This is a genomic window from Thalassomonas sp. RHCl1 (genome assembly GCF_947387555.1).
Classification (GTDB): domain Bacteria; phylum Pseudomonadota; class Gammaproteobacteria; order Enterobacterales; family Alteromonadaceae; genus Thalassomonas.
On record NZ_CANDNZ010000006.1, the window covers coordinates 172,164 to 187,723 of the forward strand.

The 15,560-nt window shown below is 50.5% G+C and carries 15 protein-coding genes; 9 read left to right on the plus strand and 6 right to left on the minus strand.

Translation table 11 applies throughout. From position 1 onward, the window contains the following. Positions 1-14 precede the first annotated feature (14 nt). Genes QL234_RS17835 through cyaY form a run of 3 tightly spaced genes read right to left on the minus strand, consistent with a single transcriptional unit; the run spans position 15 to position 2,006 of the window. Entirely contained in the window at positions 15-755 is a 741-nt protein-coding gene (locus tag QL234_RS17835) for a uroporphyrinogen-III synthase (RefSeq protein ID WP_281559160.1), read from the minus strand. Beyond that, positions 742-1,674, minus strand: a complete 933-nt coding sequence (gene hemC, locus QL234_RS17840; RefSeq protein WP_281559161.1) for a hydroxymethylbilane synthase — start codon at positions 1,672-1,674, stop codon at positions 742-744. The genes QL234_RS17835 and hemC overlap by 14 nt, the downstream gene beginning before the upstream one ends. 14 nt (positions 1,675-1,688) lie before the next feature. After that, positions 1,689-2,006 carry an iron donor protein CyaY gene (gene cyaY, locus QL234_RS17845; protein ID WP_281559162.1) on the minus strand — a complete coding sequence of 106 codons (318 nt, stop codon included), beginning with the start codon at positions 2,004-2,006 and terminating at the stop codon, positions 1,689-1,691. 148 nt (positions 2,007-2,154) lie between these two features. On the opposite strand from cyaY, the gene QL234_RS17850 reads away from it, so the two are divergent. The 8 genes from QL234_RS17850 to QL234_RS17885 all read left to right on the plus strand — a co-directional run bounded on the left by QL234_RS17850 (position 2,155) and on the right by QL234_RS17885 (position 11,622). Beyond that, complete coding sequence (locus QL234_RS17850) at positions 2,155-2,325, plus strand: lipoprotein (protein ID WP_281559163.1); 171 nt, start codon at positions 2,155-2,157, stop codon at positions 2,323-2,325. Between the two features lie 2 nt (positions 2,326-2,327). After that, complete coding sequence (gene lysA / locus QL234_RS17855) at positions 2,328-3,575, plus strand: diaminopimelate decarboxylase (RefSeq protein WP_281559164.1); 1,248 nt, start codon at positions 2,328-2,330, stop codon at positions 3,573-3,575. Between the two features lie 77 nt (positions 3,576-3,652). After that, the gene (gene dapF, locus QL234_RS17860) at positions 3,653-4,483 is read left to right on the plus strand and encodes a diaminopimelate epimerase (protein WP_281559165.1); all 831 of its coding nucleotides are present in this window, start codon (positions 3,653-3,655) and stop codon (positions 4,481-4,483) included. After that, positions 4,480-5,166 carry a DUF484 family protein gene (locus QL234_RS17865; protein ID WP_281559166.1) on the plus strand — a complete coding sequence of 229 codons (687 nt, stop codon included), beginning with the start codon at positions 4,480-4,482 and terminating at the stop codon, positions 5,164-5,166. The genes dapF and QL234_RS17865 overlap by 4 nt, the downstream gene beginning before the upstream one ends. A 7-nt stretch (positions 5,167-5,173) precedes the next feature. Continuing rightward, positions 5,174-5,893 carry an HAD-IA family hydrolase gene (locus tag QL234_RS17870; protein WP_281559167.1) on the plus strand — a complete coding sequence of 240 codons (720 nt, stop codon included), beginning with the start codon at positions 5,174-5,176 and terminating at the stop codon, positions 5,891-5,893. A gap of 159 nt (positions 5,894-6,052) precedes the next feature. Next, positions 6,053-8,230 (plus strand): DNA helicase II, encoded by a 2,178-nt coding sequence (gene uvrD, locus QL234_RS17875; protein ID WP_281559168.1) that lies wholly within the window; start codon positions 6,053-6,055, stop codon positions 8,228-8,230. Positions 8,231-8,242: 12 nt separating this feature from the next. Next, positions 8,243-9,496 carry a diguanylate cyclase gene (locus tag QL234_RS17880; protein ID WP_281559169.1) on the plus strand — a complete coding sequence of 418 codons (1,254 nt, stop codon included), beginning with the start codon at positions 8,243-8,245 and terminating at the stop codon, positions 9,494-9,496. 215 nt (positions 9,497-9,711) lie between these two features. Next, positions 9,712-11,622 carry a YfiR/HmsC family protein gene (locus tag QL234_RS17885; protein ID WP_281559170.1) on the plus strand — a complete coding sequence of 637 codons (1,911 nt, stop codon included), beginning with the start codon at positions 9,712-9,714 and terminating at the stop codon, positions 11,620-11,622. Positions 11,623-11,649: 27 nt separating this feature from the next. On the opposite strand, the gene rarD is transcribed toward QL234_RS17885, so the two are convergent. Together rarD and QL234_RS17895 are read right to left on the minus strand one after the other, a co-directional pair. Next, positions 11,650-12,552, minus strand: a complete 903-nt coding sequence (rarD, locus tag QL234_RS17890) for an EamA family transporter RarD (protein WP_281559171.1) — start codon at positions 12,550-12,552, stop codon at positions 11,650-11,652. A gap of 103 nt (positions 12,553-12,655) precedes the next feature. Further along, complete coding sequence (locus QL234_RS17895; protein ID WP_044834369.1) at positions 12,656-13,111, minus strand: thioesterase family protein; 456 nt, start codon at positions 13,109-13,111, stop codon at positions 12,656-12,658. A gap of 145 nt (positions 13,112-13,256) precedes the next feature. On the opposite strand from QL234_RS17895, the gene recQ reads away from it, so the two are divergent. Continuing rightward, positions 13,257-15,068 (plus strand): DNA helicase RecQ, encoded by a 1,812-nt coding sequence (gene recQ, locus QL234_RS17900; RefSeq protein WP_281559172.1) that lies wholly within the window; start codon positions 13,257-13,259, stop codon positions 15,066-15,068. Positions 15,069-15,165: 97 nt separating this feature from the next. Here recQ and QL234_RS17905 read toward each other — a convergent pair whose 3' ends face one another. Next, on the minus strand, positions 15,166-15,468 hold the full coding sequence (locus QL234_RS17905; RefSeq protein WP_281559173.1) for a cytochrome c: 303 nt from the start codon (positions 15,466-15,468) through the stop codon (positions 15,166-15,168). Between the last annotated feature and the right edge of the window lie 92 nt (positions 15,469-15,560).

Here is a 15,560-nt window from a genome sequence, read left to right on the forward strand (position 1 = left end):
TTCCGTTATTTGGGTCATAAGGTTAATAAAGTGCCGGTAATGGCCTGGTCATCTGCCCCGCAGGCATTAATGACCCGTTGTAAACCAAGTGCTTTTGCCTTGGCGGCGATGCGTTCGCTGGCCACCACATATAAACAGGTCTTTTGCCAGAATTCATCCAGCGGTGCCAGCAGCTCGATAATACGCTCGAGCAGGGCATTGCTGGTGATCACTATGCAGTTAACCTGCTCTGCCTGCCATTGCTGCGGGATATCCCTGGGCAATGATAGCCAAATCCTTTGATAAGATTCAAGATAATTCACCTTAGCCCCCCGCTGCCTTAAGGTTTGGGCCATCAGTTCCCGCCCGCCGTTGCCGCGGACGATAATGATCTGCCGCCCGCTTACGTCTGCCAGTTCCGGCAGGGCCAGCATGCCTTCGCTGTTATGTTCTTGCGGACAAATTACCTGATCCAGGCCATATTGCTGCAAGGCTTTTTCGGTGGCGGCGCCGACGGCGATCACCCCGGCATGCTGCCAATGCTGCAGCGGGTAGCTTAAATGGGCATAGTTTACGGCGGCGACACTGACAAAAATCAGGATAGGATCGGCTGATAAGGCTAAGCTTTGTTTTATTTCATACTGGTCGGCCAGTGCCTGGTAAGAAAAGAGTGGTTGGTGACGGGCGGATATGCCGAGTTGTGTTAACTTTTGCGCCAATACGCGGCCTTTTTCCTGTGGCCGCGTGATCAGTACCCTAAGCTTAGTGGTTGTCATAAACCTGCTTTAAAATTTCTGCTGCTCCTTGCGATAACAGGGTCTGGGCAAGTTGTTCACCCAAGTCTTCTCCCTGCTCAAGCGAGCCGGTGATCTCACTGCGGATGATCTTGCTGCCGTCGACGGCGCCTACCAGGCCCCTGAGGTACAGCTGATCTTCCCGGATCACCGCATAACTGCCGATAGGCACCTGACAGCCCCCTTCCAGGGCCTTATTCATGGCGCGCTCTGCCAGTACCCGCTGGCGGGTGGCTAAATCTTCCAGCGGCGCCAATAATGCCTTGATGGTGTCGTCGTCGGTGCGGCATTCTATGCCGACCGCACCCTGGCCGTTGGCGGGTAACATGACTTCAGGTTCGATGTAGTCGCTGATACGTTCACTCATTTCCAGGCGGATCAAACCGGCGGAAGCTAAAATAATGGCATCGTATTCGCCGTCATCGAGCTTTCTTAAGCGGGTATTGACGTTACCGCGCAGATCGCGGATATCGAGATCGGGACGTAATTCTTTCAGCTGACACTGGCGACGCAGGCTTGAAGTGCCGACTATGGCCCCTTGCGGTAATTCAGCCAATTTATCGTATTTGTTGGAAACAAAGGCATCGCGGGGATCTTCCCGCGGGCAGATGATTTCCAGTCCTAATCCGGGGGGGAAATCGACCGGCACATCTTTCATCGAGTGCACCGCGATATCGGCGCGGTTTTCCAGCATGGCCACTTCCAGTTCTTTAACAAACAGGCCTTTGCCGCCGACTTTGGCCAGCGGGGTGTCCAGGATAATGTCGCCCTTGGTGGTCATAGGCACAAGTTCCACCGTGACTTGCGGATGAAAGTGCTCCAGTTGTGCCTTTACATATTCCGCCTGCCACAATGCCAGCGCACTTTTACGTGTCGCGATGCGAACCTTGGTTGTTTTCATTAAATACTCCTGACTTATTCGGATAAGGTAATGTCGGTATCTGCCTGTTTGCTGACCGCCGCAGATAAAAATTGCCAGAACTCATCCCCGGCCCTTTTATCGCGCCACTGGTTGTCCTGATAGGCGAAGTGATGGCCGTTGAATTTTGTCGCAACCCAAACTTCGTGTAACGGCGCTTGTTTGTTGAGAATTATTTTGCTGCCATTTTTGAAGGTCAGGGTTAATAATCCCCCGGCGCCTTCGTAATCGATATCATAACCACAGTCTTCAATTGCCTCTTCAACGGCAAGCAACAGGTCGTCTGCGATTAAATTATACTGGCTGTCATTCATTGATTGTCCTTTTACACGTATTAAGGCTTGTAATTGTTGATAAGCATGTGAGTATAATACCAATCACCTTAGATAAATGCACTTTCGCCGTATCTAAAGTGTGAAATACAATTGACCTACATCACTATCAGGGTAAATAAATCAATAAATGAGCATACAAGCAAATAAAACCTTACTCCTTGGTGGCCTTTTTTCCATCCTGCTATTAACTGCCTGTGGTAATAAAGGCCCCTTGTACCAGACACCGCCGGAGCAAGTACAAAAGGCTGAGAGCAAGGTCGAAAAGCGGGATACGACCAGCCCTGAACAGGAAAAATAAACGTGGATTACTTTACCCGGAAAGATAATACCTTATTTGCCGAAGAATGCCGGGTCGCGGAGCTGGCGAAAAGCTACGGCACCCCGCTTTATGTTTATTCCCGTGCTACCATCGAAAGGCACTGGCATGCTTTTGATGATGCCGCCGGTGAGCAGCCGCACCTGATTTGTTATGCGGTCAAGGCTAACTCCAACCTGGCAATATTAAATCTGCTGGCCCGCCTGGGTTCAGGTTTTGATATTGTTTCCAAAGGAGAGCTGGCCCGGGTACTGGCTGCCGGCGGCGATGCCGCCAAGGTGGTGTTTTCCGGGGTGGCGAAAAAATCCGATGAAATCCGTTATGCCCTCGAGCAGGGGATTTATTGTTTTAATGTCGAATCGGCGCCGGAGCTGGCGCGTATTAACCAGGTGGCGGGTGAGTTAGGGGTTAAGGCCCCGGTGTCTTTACGGGTCAATCCGGATGTTGATGCCGGCACCCATCCTTATATTTCCACCGGCTTAAAAGAAAATAAATTCGGTATCAGCATAGCAGATGCCGAGGCCCTGTATTTAACCGCGGATAACTTACCGCACCTTGAGGTGAAAGGCATAGATTGCCATATCGGCTCCCAGTTGACGGAATTAACCCCGTTTCTCGATGCCCTGGATCGGGTACTGGTGCTGATCAATAAGCTGGCGGCAAAAGGCATCAAGCTCTCGCACCTGGATGTCGGCGGCGGTTTAGGCGTGTGCTACCGGGATGAAACCCCGCCCCACCCGAAAGAATATGCTAAAGCGCTGGCGGAAAAGCTCGCCGGTTATGACTTGACCCTGCTGTACGAACCGGGACGGGCGATCATGGCCAATGCCGGTATTTTAGTCACCGAAGTCGAATTTTTAAAAACCAACCAGGACCGGCATTTTGCCATAGTGGATGCGGCGATGAACGATCTGCTGCGCCCGTCCCTGTACCAGTCCTGGCAGGAGATTATTCCGGTTGAACAGCGCCGGGATGTGGATGAACTAAGCTATGATGTAGTGGGCCCGGTTTGTGAAACCGGTGATTTTCTCGGCAAAGATCGCTTATTGGCGATTAAAGCGGGTGATTTGCTGGCGGTGCGCTCCGCCGGTGCTTATGGCTTTACCATGAGTTCAAACTATAATAGCCGGCCCCGGGCGGCGGAAGTGCTGGTGGATAAAGACACCAGTCACCTGATCCGGGAGCGGGAAACGCTCGCACAACTGTGGCAGGGTGAACGTTTATTACCATAACGGCTGTGACCTGGAATTAAGCTTGACGCAAGTTTAGGTTAAAATAACAAACGGGCTTTAACAGGAAGATAATATTAATGTTATTCAATTTTTCCAAAATGCATGGTTTAGGTAATGATTTCCTGGTTTTGGATAATGTTACACAAAATGTATTTCTCTCCAATGATCAAATCAGGCAGCTGGCAGACCGGCATTTTGGCGTTGGTTTTGATCAGTTATTGGTGGTGGAGCCTCCTTATGATCCGGATTTAGACTTTCATTACCGGATATTTAATGCCGACGGCAGCGAGGTGGGGCAATGTGGTAACGGTGCCCGCTGTTTTGCCCGTTTTGTGCGCATGAAAGGCCTGATCAATAAAACCAAGATCCGCGTTTCCACCCAGGTGGGAAAAATGACTTTGTTTGTTGAGCGCGACGGCAAGATTTCCGTCAATATGCCGGTGCCTCAGTTTGAACCGGCGCAGATCCCTTTTAAGGCGCAAAAAGTCGAAGGCACCTATATTCTGCGCAGTGAGCAGGAAACCGTGTTATGCGGTGTGGTCTCTATGGGCAACCCCCATTGCGTGTTGACGGTGGACTCGGTAAAAGAGGCCCCGGTTGATACCTTAGGTTATGAATTATCCCACCATGAAAGGTTTCCGAAACAGGCCAATGTCGGTTTTATGGAAGTGGTTTCCCCGGAATATATTAAGCTGCGGGTTTACGAACGCGGTGCCGGTGAAACCTTGGCTTGCGGCAGCGGCGCCTGTGCTGCCGTGGTGATCGGACAAATGCAAAAGAAATTAGCAAAACAGGTAACCGTGGAATTACCCGGCGGCAAATTACGAATTTACTGGAAAGGCCCGGGCAGTCCGGTGAAAATGTCCGGCCCTGCGGTACATGTTTTTGATGGACAATTAAATTTATGAGTGAAAAAAAAATAGTGCCGGAGCAAGCGCTGGCATTGACGGATGAGTTAATCGCAGATTATTTGCTGGATAATCCCGAGTTTTTTAACCGGGCGCCGCATGTGTTAACGGCCGTGCGCCTGGCGGATCCCCACAGGGGCACTATTTCCCTGGTGGAACGCCAGCAGCAGCAGCTCAGGCAGAAAGTACAGTCGCTGGAAGAAGAGATCACCCAATTGATGTCGGTGGCCAATCATAACGAACGCCTGTTTATGCTCTACAGCGACCTCTACCTGAGGTTAATTGATTGCGATTCGGCGGCAGAGTTGCTGGATTGTTTGCACCGGGCCACCACAGAGCTGCTGTCGCTGTCGCAGCTGAAGTTATGGTTAACCGGGGAGTTTAGCCTGGATCATGCCAGCCTGAGCCAAAACGATTGCGGCGGTATCCTGCAAAACCGTTTGGCGGATGAAGATTATTATTTTGGCCGCTTGCAACAAAGCGAGCAGCAGCTGATTTTTTCCGGTCCGACCCAGGGCTCTGTGGTATTAATCAAGCTGAGCCATGAGCAGCAAACCTTAGGTTTTTTAGCCATCAGCAGCGATGATGCAGAGCACTTTGATCCCCGCATGGATACCCTGCTATTAGGGCAATTTCGGAAGCTGGTGGCGAAATTATTGCTGCAGCAGCTGAAACAGGATTAAATCCCGGATGAAAATTTATCGCCGCCTGCAACCGGTAAAAGCCATCAGTTTTGATCTTGATGATACCCTGTATAGCAATTATCCGGTGATGATGGCGGCCAATGCCGGTATGGCGGCTTATTTTGCCGGGGTGCCGGCGCTCAAAGGGGTATTAAGCCAATGCCAGGATGTCAATTTCTGGTTTTATCACCGCGCCCGGGTACTGGAGGCGCAGCCACAGTTAAAGCATGATGTTACCGCGCTGCGCATAGAAAGTTATTATACCGGCTTTTTGGCACTCAACTTTGCGCCGGATGAAGCCAGGTCCCAGGCAATGGCGGCCATGGCTGAGTTTGTGCTGTTGCGCAGCCAGATTGATGTGCCGCAGGCCATCCATAAGATGCTGGCGGCGCTGGCAAAAAAATATCCGCTGGCGGCGATCAGCAACGGCAATGTTGATACCCGGGCGATTGGCCTCGACGGTTATTTTCAGGTCATCTATCATGCCGGCAAAGGCATCAGGCAAAAACCCGCCCTGGATATGTTTGCCCTGGCCTGTGAGCAGCTGGCAATCAATCCCAGGGAATTGCTGCATGTCGGCGATTGCGGCCGTGCAGATATTTTCGGCGCCGCTGCTGCCGGTTGCCAGAGTGCCTGGTTCCCCGCCTACGGCATAGGCAAACCCTTGACGGTCTTGCCGGACATCGAGTTAACGGATGTCGGTGAGTTGAGTTTTTTACTGAGTTAAGGGCTTTTTACTTATCCCCCATCTTAGTCTGCCAGCCCCCTTAAGCGGGGTTTTTGCGCTTCATCTTAAGATAAGGCGTGACTCTTGCGCTTTATTACTGCTTTTTTTTACAGTTGTTTGCTACAATATCCATCATTTTTTCTTGATCGTTAGTTTTTTATGGATGTTTCCGAGTTACTTGATGGCTTAAATGACCAGCAACGGGAAATTGTTGCTGCCCCTTTGCAAAACATGTTGGTGCTTGCCGGTGCCGGTAGCGGTAAAACCCGGGTACTGGTGCAGCGTATTGCCTGGCTGATGAAGGTGGAACAGGCTTCATCCCACAGCGTGCTGGCGGTAACCTTTACTAATAAGGCGGCGGCAGAAATGCGCGCCCGGGTCGAGCAGGTGGTGGACGGCAATGTCCACGGCATGTGGGTGGGAACTTTCCATGGCCTGGCACACCGTTTGTTAAGGATGCACTTTCAGGAAGCCAACCTGCCTCAGGCATTCCAGGTACTCGACTCCGACGATCAGTTGCGCCTGGTGAAACGCATCATACGCTCATTGAACCTGGACGAAAAGCGCTGGCCCGCCAAACAGGCACAGTGGTATATCAATGGGAAAAAAGATGACGGTATCAGGCCCCAGCATATCGATGCCCAGTTTGATCCCACAGAGCAAACCTTTGTCCAGATTTACAGTACTTATCAGCAGGCCTGTGATCGCGCCGGTTTAGTGGACTTTGCCGAACTGCTGTTGCGGGCCCATGAACTCTGGCTTAATAACCCTGTGCTGCTGAGTCATTACCAGCAAAGGTTTGCCCATATCCTGGTGGACGAATTCCAGGATACCAATGCCATCCAATACGCCTGGTTAACCCTGTTGGGTAAAGGGCGCAGCAATGTGATGATAGTCGGCGATGACGACCAGTCCATTTACGGCTGGCGCGGGGCGAAAATCGAAAATATCCAGCGGTTCTTAAAAGATTTCGAGCAGGCGAAAACCATACGCCTGGAGCAGAACTACCGCTCGACCGCCAATATTCTTAATGCCGCCAATAAGCTGATTGCCAATAACAATAACCGTTTAGGCAAAGAATTATGGACCCAGGACGATGCCGGTGAAAAGATTTCTATCTATACCGCTTTTAATGAAATCGATGAAGCACGCTTTATTGCCGGGCGTATCGAGGCATGGCGCCAGGATAACGGCTCTTTGGATCAGGTTGCCATTTTATACCGTAGCAATGCCCAGTCCCGTTTACTGGAAGAAGCTTTGTTGCAGGCGCAGCTGCCCTACCGTATCTACGGCGGTTTAAGGTTCTTCGAACGCCAGGAAATTAAAGATGCGCTGGCGTATATGCGATTGATCAACAACCGTGACGACGATGCCGCCTTTGAACGCATTATCAATACCCCGACCCGGGGCATAGGCAATCAGACCCTGGCCATTGTCCGCGATGCCGCCAAGAGCCTGGAGACCACCTTGTGGCAGGCCTGTCAGCAAATGCTGAGCAGCGGCCAGCTCAAGGGGCGCAGTGCGAAAACCATAGGTTTGTTTATTGAGTTGATCGACAGCCTGGAAGACGACTCCTGCAACCTGGATCTCGATCAGCAGGCCAATTTTGTCATTAGCAACAGTGGTTTAAAAGCCATGTACCAGGCGGAAAAAGGCGAGCGCGCCGAAGCCCGGATAGAAAACCTTAACGAGCTGGTCACCGCCTGTCAGACTTTTGAAATGGATCCCGAGCTGGAAGACGAACAAAGCCAGTTAACGGCATTTTTAACCCATGCGGCGCTGGAGTCAGGCGAGTCCCAGGCAGACGATTATGAAGCCGCCGTGCAGCTGATGACCATGCACTCCGCCAAAGGGCTGGAGTTCCCGCTGGTCTTTATCGCCGGTATTGAAGAAGGCATGTTCCCGTCCCAGCAATCGGTGGAAGATATCAGCCGGCTGGAAGAAGAGCGCCGCCTGTGTTACGTTGGTATGACAAGGGCCATGAACAAACTATACTTATGTCATGCCGAAAGTCGTCGATTATACGGGCAAGAAAAATATCATAAGCCCAGTCGTTTTATCCGGGAATTACCCGAGTCTTGTATCGAAGAAATTCGTTTGCAAAGCCAGGTTTCCCGTCCGGCGACGACGGGGCGTTTTTCATCTACCTTTACCACAGAGTCTTTTGAAAATACGGGCTTTACCCTGGGACAGCGGGTAGAGCACAGTAAATTTGGTGAGGGTGTGGTGCTCAATTACGAAGGCAGCGGCGCGCAAAGTCGTATCCAGGTGAATTTTGACGGTTTGGGCAGTAAATGGCTGGTCGTGGCCTATGCGAATTTACAACCAATAACATAACAGGAACTCAGGATGGAACAACGGCTATTAGTGATAGAAGACAGTAAACCTATTGCCCGGGTGATCGGACAGATAGGCAAGGCGTTAAACTTTCAGGTAACTGTTGCCACCACCCTGGCACAAGTGGAAGAAATCCTGCAGGGGGATACCGAGTTTTTTGCCGCCACCATAGATTATTCCCTGCCGGATGCCAATTATGGCGAAGCCATAGATTGTGTGCTTTCCCATGGCATTCCCGGTGTGGTCATGACAGGGAAAATGGATGATGATACCCGGCAGGACATCCTGGCCCGTCCGGTGATTGACTATATCCCCAAAGAAAACAGCCAGGCGTTTTTGTACCTTAAACGTATCTTGCACAGCCAGCAAACCAACCACCAGCACGGTGTTTTAGTGGTGGACGACTCCAGCTCGGCCCGTAACCATATTGTCGAGTTACTAAAACGGCGCAATTTCTCCGTTTTTGTTGCCGGTAACGGCGTGAAAGCCCTGGAAGTGCTGAAGCAGCAACCGGGTATTAAAATGGTGATCACCGATCTGGAAATGCCGGAAATGGATGGCATTGAGCTCACCAATGAACTGCGCAAGTTATACCCCAGGGATCAGCTGGCGGTGGTGGGCATTTCCGGGGCGGAGAACGGTCTGCATTCGGCGCGTTTTATTAAAAACGGCGCCGATGACTTTTTGCGCAAACCTTTCTGTCCGGAAGAATTTTATTGCCGCATTACCCAGAATATTGAAAATCTCAGTAATATCGAACAAATTAAAAAAGCCGCCAGTACCGATTTTCTTACCGGCCTGGCCAACCGCAGGGCATTTTTCCACGATGCCGACATCAAGTTAAATGAATATATCAAGCATAAAACTCCCTATTGCCTGGCAATGCTGGATATCGACCTGTTTAAGGGCATTAACGATAAATATGGCCATGATGCCGGGGATCATGTGCTTAAAGTGGTTGCCTTGTATATGCGCAAACATCTGGGCAAAGGCAGCCTTGCCCGTCTCGGCGGGGAAGAATTTGCCGTGCTGTTAACCGGTGAAGACGAAGATCAGCTGTTTGAAAAATTAGATGATTTTCGCCGGGAAATTGCGGTTGCCCAAATTGCCTATGATCAGCAGCATATCAGCGTGACCGTGAGCCTGGGAGCAATTTTCAACAGTCGCCAGTCCCTGGCGCGACAACTGCATCTGGCGGATAACGCCCTATACCTGGCCAAGGAAAACGGCCGTAACCAAATTGCGACCAGTGAGGTTGACGAATAAGACGAAGCCGTATACTGATAACAGGGATCCCCCCTGCTTTAGGGGAAACTTGTGTGAAACGCGGGAAGTCAGTCATACTTGCTAAATCAGGGAATTTATTGCCGGGCAGCCCCCGGTTTAAGTTTATGTCTCATTATTGCCTCTTATCACAGCGCTAAGAGGCAAAAATGCTCTGAACTAAGTGGCTATACTGCTGATGAAAGAGAGCAATATCTATGGTGTGGAGGCCGTTACTTCGTCATATCACGGTTTTATTGTTGCTTTACCTGCTGAGCTGTCCCGGCCTGCCAGTCCGGGCACAAGAGCTTGACAGCGACCAGGTGAAAGCCGCTTATCTATTCAATTTCATTAAACATATTACCTGGCCGGATGAAAACGACAAAAGCGGTTATATTATTGCCGTTTATGATGATGCCAAATTCTACCGGATTTTAAAGACCTCTCTGTCACAGCGCAAGGTCAAGGGCAAAAGCATTTCCGTGATTGCGCTGGAGCAGCCGCTGCGGGGCACAAGCCAAGATCTGCTCTACATTCCCGCCCATCAAAATGCCGATGTGCCTAGATTAACCACGCTGTTTCGACAAACCCATACCCTGGTGATTACCGATGAAAGCCAGTTCAAGCATGATGTGATGATTAATTTACGCAGTAATGCGCAAACATCGGCCATCTCTTTTGAAGTCAATAAGTCCAATATTCTCTACGAGGGGCTGAGCATGTCGGCTGAGCTGCTGTTATTTGGCGGTACTGAGCTTGATGTTGCTACCTTATACCGGGAAACCGAACTGGCGATGCAGAAAACCCGGCAAAGGGAGATCAGCCTGAATAAAAAGATCATGGCACAACAGCAGGCACTGGCCGGTTCACAAAAAAAGTTGACCGAGCTGGATCTCAAGCTCAAACAAAGAACTGCTAAGCTGGATAAGCAGCAGCAAGAGTTAGCTGTGCTAAAACGTGATATTGCGGAAAAATTGCAGGGGCTTAAAGATAAGGAGCAAGAGTTAACCAGCATAGTGGAGTTGCTGGACGGGGCAGAAAAAGAGTTGTTGTCCCAGCAGGAATCCGTGGTGGCGCAAGAGTTGGCTAACCAGAAAATGGCGGAAAAAATTGAAGCAAACCGGGGCATCCTGTTGGAGCAGCAAGTCCATATCGATCAACAGCTGGCGCAGCTGCAACAACAAAAAAAGGAATTGCTTAACCGTAATGAAATTATTGACGAGCAGCAAACTTATCTGGCGATCACTTCGGTATTGGTCCTGGTAGCCCTGAGTGTATCCGCTTTGGTGGTGCTGCTGTTTATCAAAAACAAAAAAACCACGGCGACACTCAGTGCTACCCTGAATAATCTTAAAGATACCCAGGAGCAATTGATCCAGTCGGAGAAACTGGCTTCTTTAGGCACGCTGACGGCGGGTATTGCCCATGAAATCAATACCCCTTTGGGCATTGCCGTAACCTCCACCAGTATGGGCATGGAAAGTACCCAGGCCATCCGTCAGCAGTACAGCGCCGGTAAGCTCACCAAAGCCAAGATGGAAAAATATTTCTGCAGCATAGAGCAGTCTTCGAAAATGAATACCCAGGCACTTGAGCGGGTGATTGATCTGCTCAATAACTTTAAACAGGTTGCCGCCGATCAGGTGGTGGGGGAAGCCAGGGAAGTCAATCTGCACGATTATATTGAGGAAGTCATGAGCACCTTGTTTGCGGAAATGAAAAAGCACCAGGTGCAGTACCACTTTTCCGGTGATATGGATGTGACTATCACCACGATTCCCGGGGCGTTTGCCCAGGTGTTGACTAACCTGGTGACTAACTCCATCAAACATGGTTTCGAGCATAAAAGTGCGGGAGCCATTTTAATCCGGCTGGAAAAATTGGCGGCGGGCGGGGTCAAGCTGATTTATCAGGACGACGGTCACGGCATGAGCCAGGAAGTGCAAAACAATATTTATGAGCCGTTTTTTACCACCAAAAGGAATATGGGGGGCACCGGACTGGGCATGAATATAGTCTATAACATTATCAGCAAGAACCTGGCGGGAGAGATCGCTATCAACAGCGCGCCGGATCAGGGGGTCACTTTTACCATTGTCTTGCCGCAAAGCGTGCCCGAGCCGGCATAACCGGGCACGTCGGAGGGGTAACGGCAATTAAGCCGCCGCTTTTCTTCCCCGGAAAGACTCATAACTGAAGATCACCAACGCCAGCCAGATAAAAATAAAGGTGGTGAGTTTGGCGGTCTGCAGCGGCTCATTGTAAATGACTGTGGCCAGAACAAACATGATACTCGGCCCTATATATTGGAAAAAGCCCAGCGCGGAAAGCGTCAGGCGTTTGGCGGCGGCGGTAAAGCATAACAGCGGCGCCGTGGTCACTACACCCGCCAAAATCAAGGTGACATTTAAGCTCAGGCTGTTGTTGAACATGTCTGTGGTCGGGCTGGAGATAAAAAAACCCCAATAAAGCAGCGCAATCGGCACCATCAAACTGGACTCCACCAGCAGGCCGACAAAGGAGTCTACCTGCATTTTTTTACGCAATAAGCCGTAGATGCCAAAGGTGCCCGCCAGCGCCAGGGAAATAACCGGTAACGAGCCCAGCATCACCAGCTGGATCAAGACCCCGATAATCGCCAGTATTACGGCAAATTTCTGCCATTTTCTCAGGCGTTCGCCGAGGAAAATCATGCCCAGGGCAACGCTGAGCAGGGGATTGATATAATAACCCAGGCTGGCATCGAGCAGATGATCGTTATTGATGGCCCAGATAAACAAAAACCAGTTGCTTGCCAGTATCAGCGCGGTTAGGGTCAGGCGGAGTAGCAGTTTGGGCTCTTGCATCAAGGCTTTGACCTGCGGCCACTTCTTCATGGCGATCACCACAAGCAATAACAGCAGGCTGGACCAGATCACCCTGTGCACCAGGATCTCATCCGCCCCGACATCCGTCAGTAACTTAAAATACAGCGGGGCTATGCCCCACATTAAATAAGCACTTACCGCATTAAAAATGCCGTTTCTTTTTTCTGTGGATAGCGACGGGGATGTGGACATAATAACTCGGGACTTTGGTGATACTGCGACAGGGCGGCATGATAGCACAGCCGGCTAACCTCGCCCACCACCTAAGCCCGAGTTTATGTAAACGCTTGAGGGGTTAACCCACCATATAAGTGCCTGTGCCGAAGGCTAAATGCTGGCCCTGTTCGTTATGCATTTCCATCCGGGTGACCGCCACTTTACTGCCGCTGCGGATCACTTTGGCGGTAACAATAAACTCTTCTCCCCTGCCCGGGCGCAGAAAATCGGTGCGTAAATCTATGGTGCCGAGTTTGCCCAAGCTGCTTTGGATCATTTGCGGTGACATATCGTCAAGCTGGTCGATGATATTGGCGGCGGCGACCATGCCGCCGGTAAAGTCCAGCGCCGAGGCGGTAACGCCGCCATGTAAGATTTTTTGCAGCGGGTTGCCGATCAACTTATCCTGCCAGTCAAAACGAATTTCCGACTCTTCGCTGTCAAAGCGGGTGATGCGGATCCCCAGTTCCTGATTGAAGGGAATGCTGTTCATCCAGAACTCGGTTATTTGTTTATATATTAATTGCTTGTCCATAGTTTTTACTTGTCTTATGCAAGCTGGTCTGATGTGTTGTGTTATTAGACTAGCATTTAATTACCGGGATCATAAAATAATTCTCCACGGATTATGCCACTCTGGGGTAAAATGCCGCCATTCTCATTATAAACTGGCTGCATTGTTGAACATCCCATCCCCAGACACGGTAAAAGAGCAGTTGCTTGCGACTTTAAAACATCATTTTGGTTATTCGTCGTTCCGCCCCGGGCAGGAAGCGATCATTAGCAATTTGTTGCAACACCGGGATAGCCTGGTGCTGATGCCGACCGGCGGCGGCAAGTCCATGTGTTACCAGTTGCCTGCGGTGATGCTGCCGGGGGTGACCATAGTGATTTCCCCCCTGATTGCCTTGATGAAAGATCAGGTGGACAGCCTGACCCACCAGGGCATTCCCGCGGCTTTTGTTAATTCCAGCTTGGATCAGCAAACCATTAACGGTATTTTCCGCCGCCTGGCTAATAATGAAATTAAACTCTTGTATGTCGCCCCCGAGCGACTGACCCAGGGCTATTTCCTGCAGGGGCTGGCAGATTTAAATATCAGCTTATTTGCCATAGACGAAGCCCATTGTATTTCCCAGTGGGGGCATGACTTCAGGCCGGCCTATACCCGGTTGAACTGCCTAAAAGAAAGGTTTCCGCATGTGCCTGTGATGGCGTTAACCGCGACCGCCGATGTCACTACCCGTAAAGATATTCTTGAGCAGCTGGCGCTGCTCGATCCCTATATTCATCTGGACAGTTTTGACCGTCCCAATATCCGTTATACCCTGGCGGAAAAATATGACGGCGACCAGCAAGTTTTAGGTTATATTCGCAAAAGAGGCGAAGAGTCCGGCATTGTTTATTGCAACAGCCGCTGGCAGGTGGAAAAACTCGCTAAATTTCTTGCCACCAAGGGGGTGAATTGTGCCGCTTACCATGCGGGCATGGAAGTGGAGATCCGCAACTCGGTTCAGGAAGGTTTTACCAAAGACAATATCCAGGTGGTGGTGGCGACGGTAGCTTTTGGTTTGGGGATCAATAAACCGAATGTGCGTTTTGTCATCCATTTTGAGCCGCCGAAAACCCTGGAAGGCTACTATCAGGAGATTGGCCGCGCCGGCCGGGACGGCTTGTCGGCGGAAGCGTTGTTTTTATATGATGATCAGGATATCGGCCGGATTAAAAAACGTATTTCCCAGGGGGAAAACGAGCAAAGGGTTAATGTCGAGCTGCAGCGTTTCCAGGCGATGACCGGTTTTGTTGAGGCGCAAACCTGCCGCCGCCAGGTGGTGCTTAACTATTTTGCCGAATTTACCGAGCAGGGCTGCGGCAACTGTGATATTTGCCTGGATCCCCCCAGTTTGTTCGATGCCACCGAAGCGGCGCAAAAAGTCTTGTCTTGCGTGTACCGCATTAAAGAGCAAGGGGACATTCAGTATGTGATCGAGGTGCTGCGCGGGCAAAGTACCCCGAAAATCATGAAGGCAACCCATGACAAGGTCTCCACTTTTGGTATCGGCCGAACCAAGACCCCGGGTTACTGGTTTTCCATTATTCGTCAGCTGATCCACTTAGGTTACCTGCAGCAGGATATTGCCCGGCAATCTTGTCTGTGTCTGACACAAGAGGCGCGCTCGGTATTAAAAGCGCAGGAGCCTTTGATGCTGGCCAGCCCGAGACTGCAGCAGGCCAGTTACTGGCAAAGTAAACAACAAGAAAAACAATATGATCGTGCGCTGTTTGCCAAGTTACGCTCATTACGTAAAGAGATTGCCGATGCCGAAGATATCGCGCCCTTTATTGTCTTTAATGACGCCACCTTGTCTGAGCTGGCCCGCATCCAGCCCAAAAGCACCCGTGCCATGCTCAATATCAGCGGTATCGGGGATGTTAAGCTGGCCCGTTACGGCAAGCCTTTTTTAGATCTGATCCAGGAGCATGCCGGTTAACGGCTTTGTTTTGTGCGGATAAAAAGGCAGGCAAAAAAAAACGCTCAATGAGCGCTTTTTAGGTAACTTATACTTTGTTTTTCAAATAAGCGGCGGCTTATTTTAAGCCGGCAAAGTAAGCGGAAAGGTTAGCGATGTCATCATCACTTAACGGCATGGCCATAGGCGCCATTACCGGGTCTTTACGGGCACCGCTTTTGAAATCTTTCAGCTGTTTGGCCAGGTAAGCTTCTTTTTGACCGGCTAAGTTAGGGTACATAGGGATAGCTGAGATACCGGCTGCACCGTGACATGCCGCACACATAGCCGCTTTGGCTTTACCTTTAGCTGCATCGCCGCCGGCAAAAGCCGGAGCTGACATCATAACCATTGCCGTGACGGCAAGAGTAAGTTTTTTCATAGTTTTCATCTCTCTTTGAGGAGTAAAGTTTTATTTATGCCTGGGGCGATTATATGTAAAAAGCGCTAAGCTGTCCTTGATTTTTTTAGAAT

Coding starts and splice junctions, on each gene's coding strand:
- QL234_RS17835 (WP_281559160.1), bottom strand. CDS start 755: ATGACAACCACTAAGCTTAGGGTACTGATCACGCGGCCACAGGAAAAA.
- hemC (WP_281559161.1), bottom strand. CDS start 1,674: ATGAAAACAACCAAGGTTCGCATCGCGACACGTAAAAGTGCGCTGGCA.
- cyaY (WP_281559162.1), bottom strand. CDS start 2,006: ATGAATGACAGCCAGTATAATTTAATCGCAGACGACCTGTTGCTTGCC.
- QL234_RS17850 (WP_281559163.1), top strand. CDS start 2,155: ATGAGCATACAAGCAAATAAAACCTTACTCCTTGGTGGCCTTTTTTCC.
- dapF (WP_281559165.1), top strand. CDS start 3,653: ATGTTATTCAATTTTTCCAAAATGCATGGTTTAGGTAATGATTTCCTG.
- QL234_RS17865 (WP_281559166.1), top strand. CDS start 4,480: ATGAGTGAAAAAAAAATAGTGCCGGAGCAAGCGCTGGCATTGACGGAT.
- QL234_RS17870 (WP_281559167.1), top strand. CDS start 5,174: ATGAAAATTTATCGCCGCCTGCAACCGGTAAAAGCCATCAGTTTTGAT.
- uvrD (WP_281559168.1), top strand. CDS start 6,053: ATGGATGTTTCCGAGTTACTTGATGGCTTAAATGACCAGCAACGGGAA.
- QL234_RS17880 (WP_281559169.1), top strand. CDS start 8,243: ATGGAACAACGGCTATTAGTGATAGAAGACAGTAAACCTATTGCCCGG.
- QL234_RS17885 (WP_281559170.1), top strand. CDS start 9,712: ATGGTGTGGAGGCCGTTACTTCGTCATATCACGGTTTTATTGTTGCTT.
- rarD (WP_281559171.1), bottom strand. CDS start 12,552: ATGTCCACATCCCCGTCGCTATCCACAGAAAAAAGAAACGGCATTTTT.
- QL234_RS17895 (WP_044834369.1), bottom strand. CDS start 13,111: ATGGACAAGCAATTAATATATAAACAAATAACCGAGTTCTGGATGAAC.
- QL234_RS17905 (WP_281559173.1), bottom strand. CDS start 15,468: ATGAAAAAACTTACTCTTGCCGTCACGGCAATGGTTATGATGTCAGCT.